This window comes from Nonomuraea sp. NPDC047897, assembly GCF_043204415.1.
In the GTDB taxonomy this organism is placed as follows: Bacteria; Actinomycetota; Actinomycetes; order Streptosporangiales; family Streptosporangiaceae; genus Nonomuraea.
In genome coordinates, this window is sequence record NZ_JBIDCC010000006.1 from 250,513 (window position 1) to 262,295 (window position 11,783).

General features: G+C 74.1%; 12 protein-coding genes and 1 pseudogene. 6 read left to right on the forward strand and 7 right to left on the reverse strand.

Annotated elements, in window-relative coordinates; genetic code table 11:
• The gene (locus ACGF0J_RS15970; protein WP_393146262.1) at window positions 1–171 is read left to right on the forward strand and encodes a hypothetical protein; all 171 of its coding nucleotides are present in this window, start codon (window positions 1–3) and stop codon (window positions 169–171) included.
• Between the two features lie 126 nt (window positions 172–297).
• Here ACGF0J_RS15970 and ACGF0J_RS15975 read toward each other — a convergent pair whose 3' ends face one another.
• The 3 genes from ACGF0J_RS15975 to ACGF0J_RS15985 are packed head-to-tail and all read right to left on the reverse strand — an operon-like array spanning window position 298 to window position 3,977.
• Complete coding sequence (locus ACGF0J_RS15975) at window positions 298–1,719, reverse strand: RNB domain-containing ribonuclease (protein WP_393146264.1); 1,422 nt, start codon at window positions 1,717–1,719, stop codon at window positions 298–300.
• Window positions 1,720–1,750: 31 nt separating this feature from the next.
• Window positions 1,751–2,644: a 5'-3' exonuclease H3TH domain-containing protein gene (locus ACGF0J_RS15980; RefSeq protein ID WP_393146607.1), complete on the reverse strand. Its 894-nt coding sequence runs from the start codon at window positions 2,642–2,644 to the stop codon at window positions 1,751–1,753.
• Between the two features lie 40 nt (window positions 2,645–2,684).
• The gene (locus ACGF0J_RS15985) at window positions 2,685–3,977 is read right to left on the reverse strand and encodes a PP2C family protein-serine/threonine phosphatase (RefSeq protein ID WP_393146266.1); all 1,293 of its coding nucleotides are present in this window, start codon (window positions 3,975–3,977) and stop codon (window positions 2,685–2,687) included.
• Between the two features lie 107 nt (window positions 3,978–4,084).
• Here ACGF0J_RS15985 and ACGF0J_RS15990 point away from each other — a divergent pair, with 107 nt between their 5' ends.
• Genes ACGF0J_RS15990 through ACGF0J_RS16000 form a run of 3 tightly spaced genes read left to right on the forward strand, consistent with a single transcriptional unit; the run spans window position 4,085 to window position 6,938 of the window.
• Complete coding sequence (locus ACGF0J_RS15990) at window positions 4,085–5,197, forward strand: M24 family metallopeptidase (RefSeq protein ID WP_393146268.1); 1,113 nt, start codon at window positions 4,085–4,087, stop codon at window positions 5,195–5,197.
• Between the two features lie 41 nt (window positions 5,198–5,238).
• Window positions 5,239–6,384 carry an acyl-CoA dehydrogenase family protein gene (locus ACGF0J_RS15995; protein WP_393146270.1) on the forward strand — a complete coding sequence of 382 codons (1,146 nt, stop codon included), beginning with the start codon at window positions 5,239–5,241 and terminating at the stop codon, window positions 6,382–6,384.
• Window positions 6,381–6,938 (forward strand): hypothetical protein, encoded by a 558-nt coding sequence (locus tag ACGF0J_RS16000; protein ID WP_393146271.1) that lies wholly within the window; start codon window positions 6,381–6,383, stop codon window positions 6,936–6,938. Before ACGF0J_RS15995 ends, ACGF0J_RS16000 begins: the two co-directional genes overlap by 4 nt.
• Before the next feature lie 33 nt (window positions 6,939–6,971).
• Here ACGF0J_RS16000 and ACGF0J_RS16005 read toward each other — a convergent pair whose 3' ends face one another.
• Window positions 6,972–7,439, reverse strand: coding sequence for a DUF6508 domain-containing protein (locus tag ACGF0J_RS16005; RefSeq protein WP_393146609.1), 468 nt, complete (start codon window positions 7,437–7,439; stop codon window positions 6,972–6,974).
• Window positions 7,434–7,937: pseudogene (locus ACGF0J_RS16010) on the reverse strand (O-acetyl-ADP-ribose deacetylase); the annotation flags it as partial. The pseudogene ACGF0J_RS16010 and the gene ACGF0J_RS16005, both read right to left, overlap by 6 nt.
• Before the next feature lie 280 nt (window positions 7,938–8,217).
• Here ACGF0J_RS16010 and ACGF0J_RS16015 point away from each other — a divergent pair.
• Together ACGF0J_RS16015 and ACGF0J_RS16020 are read left to right on the forward strand one after the other, a co-directional pair.
• Window positions 8,218–8,811, forward strand: coding sequence for an ATP/GTP-binding protein (locus tag ACGF0J_RS16015; RefSeq protein WP_393146273.1), 594 nt, complete (start codon window positions 8,218–8,220; stop codon window positions 8,809–8,811).
• 23 nt (window positions 8,812–8,834) lie between these two features.
• The gene (locus tag ACGF0J_RS16020; protein WP_393146275.1) at window positions 8,835–9,323 is read left to right on the forward strand and encodes an Lrp/AsnC family transcriptional regulator; all 489 of its coding nucleotides are present in this window, start codon (window positions 8,835–8,837) and stop codon (window positions 9,321–9,323) included.
• Between the two features lie 107 nt (window positions 9,324–9,430).
• Here the strand turns inward: ACGF0J_RS16020 and ACGF0J_RS16025 are convergent, their stop codons facing one another.
• Both ACGF0J_RS16025 and ACGF0J_RS16030 read right to left on the reverse strand, forming a co-directional pair.
• Window positions 9,431–10,252, reverse strand: coding sequence for a hypothetical protein (locus ACGF0J_RS16025; RefSeq protein WP_393146277.1), 822 nt, complete (start codon window positions 10,250–10,252; stop codon window positions 9,431–9,433).
• Window positions 10,253–10,353: 101 nt separating this feature from the next.
• Entirely contained in the window at window positions 10,354–11,757 is a 1,404-nt protein-coding gene (locus ACGF0J_RS16030; RefSeq protein ID WP_393146279.1) for a serine hydrolase domain-containing protein, read from the reverse strand.
• Window positions 11,758–11,783: the final 26 nt, after the last annotated feature.

Below are 11,783 nucleotides of genomic sequence, written 5' to 3' on the forward strand. Positions count from 1 at the left end.
ATGTTCGCCCTCGTCGCCGCCCTGCTGTTCGTGCTCGCCCTCGTCTTCGAGATCGCCGGCCTGGCCGTCGGCGACGTGCTCACCGTCACCACGCTCATGGTCGCCGGCCTCGTCTGCGTCGCCGTCCACCTCATGGGGGTGGGGGCCGGCTGGAGCGTGCTCAAGAAGTGACACCCCGCCTCCGTGGCCGCGACCCGCCGACGGCCGCGGCCACGCCTGCGTCTTCGGGGCTGTGCCTCAACCGCGCCCGCCGACGCCGGTCCTCCCGCGACGGGATGTTCCGGCGAACCGCCGCCCTCAGGCGAGGGTGAAGCGGACCTCGCGGGTGGCCGGGTCGGCGCGGGTGAGGCGCACGGTGACGCGCTCGCCCAGGGGGAGGAGGCCGTCGCAGCGGGCGATCACGGCCGGGTCGGCGAGCTGGACCTGACCGCCGTCGCCGCGGTCGGCCACGTCGATCACCACGGCGTCGAACGGCTCGCCCAGCCGGTCGCGCAGCACGAACGCCTCCACCAGGTCCGCGCAGGCGCGCTCCACCGTGCCGGAGCGGCGGCCGGCGGCGGTCATGAGGCCGGGCAGGTTCGCCAGCGCCTTGCGCACCTCGGCGGGCACCGGCTCGCCCGCCGCGACGGCCAGGCACACCTCGGTCGCGTACCTGTCGGCCAGGCGGCGCAGCGGGGCCGTCACGTGCGCGTACGGCGCGCCGACGGCGGCGTGGTCGGCCAGCGCGGGCGGGTCGCCGTCGAAGGCCACGTAGCCGGCGCCGCGCAGCAGCACCTTCGACTCCTGCAGGAAGGCGGCCTGCCGCGGGCTCTTCGGGTCGAGGCCGTGCACCACGTGGCCGTAGGAGGCGCCGTCGGGCCACGGCACGTCCAGGGCGGCCGCCACCCTGCGAACCTTGTCCAGGTCGGCCGGCTGCGGCGGTGGCAGCACGCGCAGCACGCCGATCTCCGCGTCGAGCATCATGGACGCCGCGGCCATGCCGGTGAGCAGGGAGATCTGCGCGTTCCACGCCTCGGCGGGCAGGGGCGGCCGGTAGGCCAGCCGGTAGCCGCCGCCGTCCGCCGGCACCACCTCCTGGTCGGGGGTGGGCAGCGTGACACCGCCGCGTTCCCGTTCGAGGTCCAGGCGGCGCGCGCCGATCTCGGCCAGCAGGCCGAGCACGCCGTCGGCGGTGCCGGTGTCGACGGCCGCCTGCACGTAGGCGTAGTCGAGCCGCTCGCGGCTGCGCACCAGCGCCCGCTGCACGTCGGCGCCCACGGCGCGGCCCTCGGCGTCGAGGTCGATCCGCCACACCGCGGCCGGGCGGGCCGCGCCGGGCAGCAGGCTGGCCGCGCCCTCCGACAGCACCCGGGGGTGCAGCGGCACCGAGCCGGTGGGCAGGTAGACGGTCTCGCCGCGGTCGCGTGCCTCCCGGTCGATCGGGCCGTCCGGCCGGACGAACGCGCCCACGTCGGCGACGGCGTACCAGACGCGGTAGCCGCCCCGCAGCCGTTCGAGGTGGAGGGCCTGGTCGAGGTCCATGGAGCCGGGCGGGTCGATGGTGACGAACGGCAGGCCGGTCAGGTCCTTGCCGGGCAGCCGGGGCACCTCCGCCACCCACTCGGCCTCGTCGAGCACCGGCCGGGGAAACGCGCCGGGGAGCCCGGCCTCCCGTGCGATGCGGGCGAAGCCGTCCACGAGGCGGGCCGGGGCGTCGCCGGCGACCTGGATGCTCGACACGGGCCACAACCTACCGAACCGGGGAGGCCGGTCAGCCGGTCAGGGCGTCGAGCAGCCGGTTGAGCGGGCTGTCCAGGCCGTGCTCGTCGGCCAGCCGCACCAGGGCCGCGGGGTCGCGGGGCTTGGCCGGCAGCGTCAGGTCGGCGGCGGGCAGCGGCGCGTCGGAGGCGACCTTGACCACGGCGGGGGCGACGGCGAGGTAGTCGCGGGCGGCCGCCAGCCGGGTGCGGCTGCCCGCCGGGAACCCGTCCACGACGCCCTCGTCCAGCGCCGCCAGCATCGCCTCCAGCGAGCCGAACCGGGTGACGAGGGCCGCGGCGGTCTTCTCGCCGACGCCGGCCACGCCCGGCAGGCCGTCGCTGGGGTCGCCGCGCAGGGTGGCGAAGTCGGCGTACGCCCGGCCGGGGATGCCGTACTTGGCCGTCACGAACGCCTCGTCCACCACCTGCAGGTTGCGGATGCCACGCGCGGTGTAGAGGACGCGGACCGGGCGGGCGTCGTCGACGAGCTGGAACAGGTCGCGGTCGCCGGTCACGATGCCGACCGGACCCGGCTCGCCGGCGGTCAGGGTGCCGATCACGTCGTCGGCCTCGTAGCCGGGCGCCTCCGGGCGGGCTATGCCGACGGCGTCGAGAACCTCCTCGATGATCGCGATCTGCGGCACCAGCGTGTCGGGCACCTCCTCGGCGTCGCCCCGGGCGACCCGGTGCGCCTTGTACGTCGGGATCGCCGCCACCCGGAAGGCCGGCCGCCAGTCGGCGTCCATGGTGGCGGCCAGCCGGTCGGGGGAGTGCTGCCGGACCAGGGTGGCGATCATGTCGATGAGGCCGCGGACGGCGTTGACCGGCCGGCCGTCGGGCGAGGTGATCGACTCGGGGACGCCGTAGAAGGCCCGGAAGTACAGCGACGGGGTGTCCAGAAGCATGAGCACACCCCCATCGTCGCACCCCCGGGCCGCCGGGTGGTCAGCGCGCGGGCACGTCGTCGCGGATGCCGACGGCCAGCAGGCAGGCGTCGTCCTCGGGGTTGGGGCCGCCGATGTCGGCCAGCAGCTTGTCCAGCCCCGCGTCGAGGTCGCCGTCCCACAGCCGGGCGGCCGCGGACAGCACCAGGGCCAGGCCCTCGTCGATGTCGCGGGTGCGCCGCTCCACCAGCCCGTCGGTGAACATCAGCAGCATGTCGCCCTCCCGCAGTTGCGTCCTGGCCAGCTCGTACGGCTGGTCGCAGGTGGCGCCCAGCAGCACGCCGCGCGGCTGGTCCAGGGGCCGGGCGGCGCCGTCGCGCACCAGGATGGGCGCCAGGTTGCCGGCCCTGGCCCAGGTGAACACCCGGGTGCGGGTGTCGAGGTGGCCGAGCACGGCGGTGGCGGTGGTGCCCTCCAGCCGGTGGATGGCCAGCTCGTTCAGCCAGGTGAGCAGCCCGTCGGCGGACTCGCCCGTCATGGTCAGGCCGACGAGGGCGTGGCGGAGCTGCGCCATGTGCGCGATGGCGGGCAGGCCGTGGCCGGACACGTCGCCGATGGCCAGCAGGACCCGCCCGTCGGGCAGCGGGGTCGCCTCGAACCAGTCGCCGCCCAGGCTCGCCGTCTTCTCGGCGGGCACGTACCGCACGGCGATCCGGGTGCGCGGCAGGTCGAGGCAGCCGGCGGGCTCGGGCAGGATCGCCTCGCGCAGCGCCAGCATCACGTGCCGTTCTTCGGCCGCCTTCTCGCGGGCTTCCAGGAGTTGGCGGCGCGACTCCGACATGATGCGTTCGGCGCGGCGGCGGCCGGTGATGTCCTGGACCACCCCGTGCAGGCTCCGGGCCGGGCCCGCGCGGTCCGCCGGTCCGGTGCGGGCGGGCGGGTCCAGCGGTTCGAGGACGACGCGCAGGTTGCGCAGCTCGTCGCCGCGCCGGATGCGGAACTCGGCCTGCGCCGGCCCGCCCCCCTGCACGGCGGCCACCAGGAGCTGGTCGAGCAGCCGCAGGTCGGCCGGCTCGACGTGGGCGGCCAGCTCGGCCAGCCCGACGGGGCCGTCGGCGGGGTCCCGGCCGAAGATCACGTACATCTGGTCGGACCAGGCGGCCGCGCCGGTGCGTAGGTCCCACTCGGCCCAGCCCATGTTGCCCAGCCGCTGGGCGTGCTCCAGCCGGGCGGCGAGCAGCTCGCCCGCCCGTCGGGTGGGGGCGGACGTGCCCGTCGGACGGCTGCGCTGCCCCGGCCCGCCGCTCATGACGTCGACCATCAGCTCACCCTCGGAACGCGTGGAACGGGACATTAGCCTCACAATATGCGACCGTACAGGTGCGGACAGTGGTCGTGACCAGCCGTGTGGCGAGACCTTTTCGCGGATTTTAGGCGGCGTCATCCGAGTAGATTTGGGCTGTGACGTCCTCAGAAGACCTGTACCCCGTCTCCCGCCTCGCCGCCGTGCAGGAGGCCACCGCCAAGGCCGGCATCGACGCGCTGCTGCTCACGCCCGGCCCCGACCTGCGCTACGTGAGCGGCTACGACGCCAAGCCGCTGGAGCGGCTGACCTGTCTCGTCGTGCCCGCCTCCGGCGAGCCGTACATGATGGTGCCGCGCCTGGAGCTGCCCGCCGCGCAGGCCTCGCCCGCCTCCCGCCTGGGCCTGGAGTTCGTGGCGTGGGACGAGACCGACGACCCCTACCGGATCGCCGCCGACCGGCTCGGCGGGGCCGCCACGGTCGGCCTGGCCGACCGGATGTGGGCGATGGCGTCGCTGCGCTTCCGCGAGGTGCTGCCGGACGCCGAGCAGGTGCTGGCCGGTCGCGTGCTGCGCGAGCTGCGGATGCGCAAGTCGCCCGCGGAGGTGGCGGCGCTGCGCCAGGCCGGCGAGGCGATCGACGCGGTGCACCGGCAGGTGCCCGGCTTCCTGCGGGCCGGCCGCACCGAGCGCGAGGTGGGCCGCGACATCGCCGAGGCCATCCTCGCCGCCGGCCACGCCACGGTCGACTTCGTCATCGTCGCCTCCGGCCCCAACGGCGCCAGCCCGCACCACGAGGTGTCCGACCGGGTCATCCAGGCGGGCGAGCCGGTCGTCGTCGACATCGGCGGCCAGCTGCACAACGGCTACTGCTCCGACTCCACCCGCACCTACTGCGTGGGCGAGCCGCCCGCCGACTTCACCGCCTACTACGAGGCGCTGCGCCGCGCGCAGGAGGCCGCCTGCGCCGCCGTGCGTCCGGGCGTGACCTGCGAGTCGATCGACGCGGCCGCCCGCGACGTCCTCACCGAGGCCGGCTACGGCGACTACTTCATCCACCGCACCGGCCACGGCATCGGCATCGAGACCCACGAGGAGCCCTACATCGTCGCCGGCAACGCCGAGCCGATGGAGCCGGGCTTCGCCTTCTCCGTCGAGCCCGGCGTCTACCTGCCCGGCCGGCACGGCGCCCGGATCGAGGACATCGTGGTGTGCGGGGACGACGGCCCCGTCCGGCTCAACGACACCCCTCGTGAACTGGTGATCGTTTAGGCAGAATCGGGACACCGTACACTCTCACAAGGAGTTTCTCGATGACCGTAGAGCGTGCCCTGCCCACCCCTGAGGCGCACGACCTGATCCAGCTGACCCGCGAGCTGGTGGCCAAGGAGGTCGCGCCACGGGCCGCGGCCGACGAGGCGGCCGGTCGGTTCCCGCGCGAGGTGTTCGCCACGCTGGGCGCCGCCGGCCTGCTGGGCCTGCCCTACCCGGAGGAGTACGGCGGCGCGGCCCAGCCGCAGGAGGTCTATCTGCAGGTCGTCGAGGAGCTTGCGGCCGGCTGGCTCGCCGTCGGCCTCGGCGTGTCGGTGCACACGCTGTCCTGCTTCCCGGTGGCGGCGTTCGGCGGCGCCGAGGAGAAGGAGGCGCTGCTGCCCGGCATGGTCGGCGGCGACCTGCTCGGCGCCTACTGCCTGTCGGAGGCGCAGTCCGGCTCCGACGCCGCCGCGCTGACCACCAAAGCCGTGCCCGGGGCCGACGGCTACACCGTCGACGGGGTCAAGGCGTGGACCACCCACGGCGGGGTGGCCGACTTCTACCTGCTCATGGCCCGCACCGGCGAGCCGGGCGCGCGCGGCGTGTCCTGCCTGCACGTTCCCGCCGGGGTGGACGGCCTGTCGTTCGCCGCGCCCGAACGGAAGATGGGCATGCGGTCCTCGCCGACCGCGCAGGTGCGCTTCGACGGGGTGCGCCTGCCGCGCGAGGCGCTCGTCGGCGCCGAGGGCGAGGGGTTCCGCATCGCCATGGCCGCGCTCGACGGCGGCCGGCTCGGCATCGCCGCGTGCGCGGTGGGCCTGGCCCAGGCCGCCTTCGACGCCGCCACGGCCTACGCGCGGGAGCGGCGGCAGTTCGGCAGCCGGATCGTCGACTTCCAGGGCGTGTCGTTCATGCTGGCCGACATGGCCACGCAGATCGCCGCCGCCCGCGCGCTCTACCTCGACGCGGCCCGGCTACGCGACGCCGGCCGCCCGTACGGCACCCGCGCGGCGATGGCCAAGCTGTTCGCCACCGACGTGTGCATGAGGGTCACCACCGACGCGGTGCAGGTGTTCGGCGGCTACGGCTACGTCGAGGACTTCCCCGTGGAGCGCTACATGCGGGAGGCGAAGGTGCTGCAGATCGTCGAGGGCACCAACCAGATCCAGCGGCTGGTCATCGGCCGGGCGGTGGCCAAGGGATGAGCCGGACGGCGCTCGCCGCGGGGCTGCTGCTCGCGCTGGCCACCGGTGGCTGTGGCCTCGTGCGCCCGGCGGCCGGGCCGTCAGAGGCGTCCGCCGGGCTGCCGGACGGCGTGACGGCGAGCGCCCCGGCGGGCAGGACGCCGTCGCCGGTGCCGTCCTGCCCGCCACCGGCCGGGCGGCAGCCCGCCGGCTGTGTGACCATGCCGTCCTGGGAGGAGCAGCATGCCGGCAACCGGGCCTACCGGCAGCGGGTGCCGATGTCCCCGGACGTGGCGGCGGCCGCCGACGCTGTCGCCGGCGCGCTGCGCGGCCGCCTCGCGGCGCTGCGGGAGCGGGCCCGCTACGGCGAACCCCATGTGGGCCGGGCCGTGCGGGCGGTGGCCCCGCAGGGGACGAACGTCGTGATCCGTCCGGTCGGGGCCCGCTCGGGCGTGGTGTTCGCGATCGAGCTGGCGGGTGGGTGCGTGACCGGGTTCCACGACGAGCGAGCGTCGGAGGTGGAGGTCGGCGGGTACGTCTCCGACGGCGGCTGCCTCACCGCCCCCGGCCACTGACCCGGCCCGCGGGCCCGGCCCACCCGGCCGGGCCTACGTCGATCGCCCGGCGAGGGGGCGCTCCTCGTCGAACCAGCGGCGCAGCCGGCGCAGCACGGCCTGGAAGGCGCCATGGTCGAGGGCCCGCCCGATCGTGCCGTCGCTGAACCGCTCGCCCCGGATGATCGCCGTGGCCAGCCGGGCCGCGTCGGCCACCGGGGCGTCGTCCAGGCCCTCGCCGTCGGGCCAGAGGGGGTTGCCGCGCACCCAGTCGGGCCAGCCGAACACCACCACCACGCCCAGCTCGCCCAGCAGGGCGCAGATCCGCATGACGGCGTCGCCGTAGACGGGGTAGGGCATCTGGATCACGCCGGGCTCGATCTCCTGGCCGCCGCCCCACGCGACCCGCAGGTCAGCCGGGGTGAGCGCGTCGGCGCGGGCGAACAGCTCCCGCCAGCGCTCCTCGGGCCGGGCGGCGAGCCGGGCGGCTATCTCCTCGTCCGACGGCCCCGCCGCCTCCAGGGCCCGCTGGAAGGCGGTGTGCACGTCGGCCGTGAACAGGACGAACCTGGCCTCCCTCACCCTGGTCCGGGTCGAGCGGACCGTGCCGACCGCGATGCGGGCGGCGTCCTCGATCGGCCAGCCGTAGACGCCGGCGGACACGGCGGGCAGGGCCACGGTGGCGGCGCCCAGCTCGTCGGCGACCCGCAACGCCTCGCGGTAGCAGGAGGCCAGCAGGGGCGAGCGGTCCTCGGCGGCGGAGTGGACGGGGCCGACGGTGTGGATCACCCACCGGGCCGGCAGCTCGCCGGCGGTGGTGGCCACCGCGTGGCCCGTCGGCAGGCCCCCGCCGTAGCGGGAAGCGCGCAGCATGCGGCATTCGGCCAGGATGGCGGGCCCGCCGCGCCGGTGGATGGCGCCGTCCACCCCGCTGCCGCCCATCAGGGAGGAGTTGGCGGCGTTGACGACGGCGTCGACGTGCTGCCGGGTGATGTCACCCTGGACGAGCGTGATCTGCATGACGGCTCCGGTTCGGTGGACGGATCGCCTCCATCCTCGCCGACGCCTCCGGCGTCCGGGCCCGCGCCTTGACGTATGGGCCCGGCCCCGAGGCGATATCGGCCCGGAGAAAAGTTGATGTTTGAACGGGTATGTGGCTTGAGGGGACTATGGGGCGTTGCTAGGGTGGCTCGGTATCGAGGTAACTGATCTTTCTGCGCCTTGACAGCTTCACCTGACAAGGCCCTCCTGGGCGGACTACGTGCGGCCCTGCCGCGCAGGGACATACGGGCGGTGCTCGATGGACTTCGGCCTCTCCGGTCGCCGGAGACTGCCCACCGCGATCAAGATCCTGATCGCGGGTGGCTTCGGCGCGGGCAAGACCACCATGGTCGGCGCCGTCTCCGAGACCCGCACGCTGCGCACCGAAGAGGCGCTGACGCACGTCGGGCAGCACGTCGACGACCTGTCGGGCGTCGAGTCGAAGCCCACGACGACCGTCGTCATGGACTTCGGCCGCATCACCATCCACAGCGACTACATGCTCTACCTGTTCGGCACGCCGGGACAGGAGAGGTTCTGGTTCGTCTGGGACGAGCTGACCATGGGCGCGCTCGGCGCCGTCGTGCTCGCCGACACCCGCCGGCTGGCCGACTGCTTCCCCTCGATCGACTACTTCGAACGACGCGAGACACCCTTCGTGGTGGCGCTCAACTGCTTCGACGGCGCCCGGCCCTTCACGGTCGGGGAGGTGCGTCAGGCGCTCAACCTGGAGCCCGAGATCCCCATCGTGTTGTGCGACGCCCGTCGCCGCGACTCCGGCCGCGACGTGCTGATCACGCTGGTCGAGCACGCCATGCGCCGAGGCGTCACCCCCGTCGGGACCATGTCGTGACCTCGACGGGCTATTTTTGACCGATGGAGGAGATCGACCGCCGGATCGTCACGCTGCTGGCCGGTGACGGCCGGATGAGCTTCACCGACCTGGCCAGGGAGACCGGGCTCTCGGTTTCCGCCGTGCACCAGCGGGTGCGGCGCCTGGAGAAGCGCGGAGTCGTCCGCGGCTACGCCGCCATCGTCGACTACGACGCGATCGGGCTGCCGCTCACCGCGTTCGTGTCGATCAAGCCCATCGACCCGGCCGCGCCCGACGACGCGCCCGACCGGCTGGCCCATCTGAGCGCCATCGAGGCGTGCCACAGCGTGGCGGGCGACGAGAGCTACATCCTCAAGGTCCGCGTCGCCTCCCCGGTGGCGCTGGAGGACCTGCTGCAGCAGATCCGCGCCTCGGCGAACGTCTCCACCCGCACCACGGTCGTGCTCAGCACCCCGTACGAGCACCGCGCCGCCGAACTGGCGGGCGACCCCGCCAAACCCGACCCCGCCAAACCCGCCACCGCCCCCTGACGGAGTTTCCTGACAGGGCCCCTCGACCGTGACTGTCGTAGGTACGAAGACTGGTGCCGGACGCGCACGGGTGCGCGCCCGGCGAGCGCCGCCGCAAGCCGTATCCGTCAGGTTGCCAGGTGTCTCAGGGCGGTGTTCGGATCTTCCGCGAAGAATCGGATCGCCGTGACCCGCGCGCGGCGGCCGAGCGGTCTCGTCACAGTGATCGGCCGCGTCAGTTCGACGACCAGGTTCGTCTGGGACGACACCGCCACGGTCAGGCGGTCGTCCGCCACCGTGACCACGCCGCTGGGGTAGTCGCGCCGCAGCCGCACCGAGGCGACGAGCTCGCGTGGAATGCGTACATCGAGGTAGGCGCCGTAGCGGATGCGGAGTTCCGAGGTGGTCACGACGTGCGGGCGCGTGACGCAGGCCGCGCCGAGCGACAGAGCGAACACGAGGCCGTAGAGGTCGGCCGCCAGGACGACGGCACGCAGCCCGGCCGGCGTCTGCGAGGCCGCCATCATCAGCTCCACGGCGACCATCTCGACGACCAGGACCAAGAACAGGACCCGCACCACAGACGCCTGCTCCTTCGCATAGGACAGGGCGACGCCACCCCTCGGCACACCGTCACGGCGGCGCCTGGCCCACAGCGCGAGACTGGACAGGCCCTTGGACTCGGCGCCCAGAATCATGCGCAGCTGTAACGGCAGCAGGTCGCCCGCGGCCGACCGCAGGGCCGCCCAGCGCCCCGCCCCGGCCGAGCGAGCCTGCGTGAACAGCTGACAGCCGATCAGCGATTCCCACACGGTGAACGGTGCGACGATCACGGCGGCCAGCATCTCGGCCTGTGCCGGCGTCGACGTCCCGGACAGTATCGAGACTGTGATCAGTAGTTCTGCCGGTACGACGGCGAAAAGGGCTGCGCGCGGAACACTCGACGCCACGATGGATCCCTTCGTTGATCATCGATCGCTGGGGATGGAAACACCGTCTGACAGCGGCACGGGCACGCCCGCGTGAGCGTGCCCGTGATCGCGTGCGGGGGTCAGCGCTTGATCGACAGCATCCGGTCCGCGGGCAGCGGCGTGACCGGGGCCTGCGCCGTCCTGGCGGCGCCCGGCCCGCACAGGCCCGCGAGCAGGTGGTTCCCCATGGCGGCGTCGGCCGGGTGGGGCTCGAGCCGGCCGTCCTCGTCGACCCGCTGATACTTCATCAGGTTGAACCCGAACGACAGCTGCCGGCCGCCGTCTGCGCTGGCCAGCGACTGGGTGCCCATGCCCCACACCCCGCCGTCGTGCCCCCAGAACCGGCCGCACGGCAGGTCGAGCGCGTACAGGCCGAGACCGTAGTCGATGGCGAACCCGCCCACCCCGACCGGAACGGTCTGCTGCATCTCGGCGAGCTGCGCCGGACCGAGGAGCCGGCCCCGCAGCAGCGCCCGGTAGAACCGGTTGAGGTCGTCCATGGTCGACACCAGCGCGCCGGCCGTGCCGCCCCACGACATGTCGTAGACGCTGTAGTCGCGCGGCGGGTCGATCAGCCCGTACATCGACTCGTACGCCTTGGAGTGCGGCCCGCTGATGCGCGGGGTGCGCGGGAACGACGTGTGGCGCAGCCCGGCCCGGTCGATCACGTGGCGGGTGATGTGGCGCTCGGCCGGGGTGCCGGTGACCTTCTCCAGCAGCATGCCGGCGATGATGTAGTTGGTGTTCGAGTACGAGCCCGGAGTGGCGCCGGGCTCGCCGGTGGGCGGGGCGGCCAGCCCGAGCTCCGCGAGTTCTCGCGGCCGCAGCGTGCGGAAGCGGTGCTCGTCGAGGCTGGCGGCCGACCCCTGCACCAGCGACGGGAACGCCCCCGCGATGTAGTCGGCGATGTGGCTGGTGTGGTTGAGCAGCATCCGCACCGTCACCTTGTCGCCGCGCGCACCCGGCAGCAACCCGGGCAGGTAGCGGTTGACCGGCGCGTCCAGTTCGACGGCGCCCCGCTCCACCTGCTGCAGCACGGCCACGGCGGTGAACGTCTTGGTGATGCTGCCCACCCGGTGCCGCATGTCCGGCCGCACCGGCCGGCGGGTCCGCACGTCGGCCACGCCCGAGGCGCCCTTCCAGCCGTGGACACCGTCGCGCACGGCCGAGTAGATCCCGTACATGCCGGCCTCGTGCACGGCGTCGAGCGACTGCCGCAGCGCCCCGTGGTCGAGCGGCGAGCCGGACGCCGCCGACGTGGTGGCCGACGGGGTGGCCGACGGGGTGGCCGGGGCGGTGGCCGGGGCGGCGGACGGGGCGGTCACCGGAGTGGCTGCGGCCGGAGCGGTCATCGCCGCGGCGAGCAGCGCACCGGCGGCGGCCACGGCCGACATCCGGCGGGCGCGCCGCGGCACCGTGGTCCTGTCGTCGGTCGTGTCGGCGGTCGTGTCGTCCTTCAGGACGGTCGATCGGCTGGGAATCATGACACCAGCATGATCGCTCCGGCGGC

What these genes read in the sequence shown, in the direction of transcription:
- ACGF0J_RS15995 (WP_393146270.1), top strand. Translation starts at nt 5,239, where the DNA reads ATGACCGTAGAGCGTGCCCTGCCCACCCCTGAGGCGCACGACCTGATC.
- ACGF0J_RS16020 (WP_393146275.1), top strand. Translation starts at nt 8,835, where the DNA reads ATGGAGGAGATCGACCGCCGGATCGTCACGCTGCTGGCCGGTGACGGC.
- ACGF0J_RS15985 (WP_393146266.1), bottom strand. Translation starts at nt 3,977, where the DNA reads ATGTCCCGTTCCACGCGTTCCGAGGGTGAGCTGATGGTCGACGTCATG.
- ACGF0J_RS16030 (WP_393146279.1), bottom strand. Translation starts at nt 11,757, where the DNA reads ATGATTCCCAGCCGATCGACCGTCCTGAAGGACGACACGACCGCCGAC.
- ACGF0J_RS15970 (WP_393146262.1), top strand. Translation starts at nt 1, where the DNA reads ATGTTCGCCCTCGTCGCCGCCCTGCTGTTCGTGCTCGCCCTCGTCTTC.
- ACGF0J_RS15980 (WP_393146607.1), bottom strand. Translation starts at nt 2,644, where the DNA reads ATGCTTCTGGACACCCCGTCGCTGTACTTCCGGGCCTTCTACGGCGTC.
- ACGF0J_RS16015 (WP_393146273.1), top strand. Translation starts at nt 8,218, where the DNA reads ATGGACTTCGGCCTCTCCGGTCGCCGGAGACTGCCCACCGCGATCAAG.
- ACGF0J_RS16000 (WP_393146271.1), top strand. Translation starts at nt 6,381, where the DNA reads ATGAGCCGGACGGCGCTCGCCGCGGGGCTGCTGCTCGCGCTGGCCACC.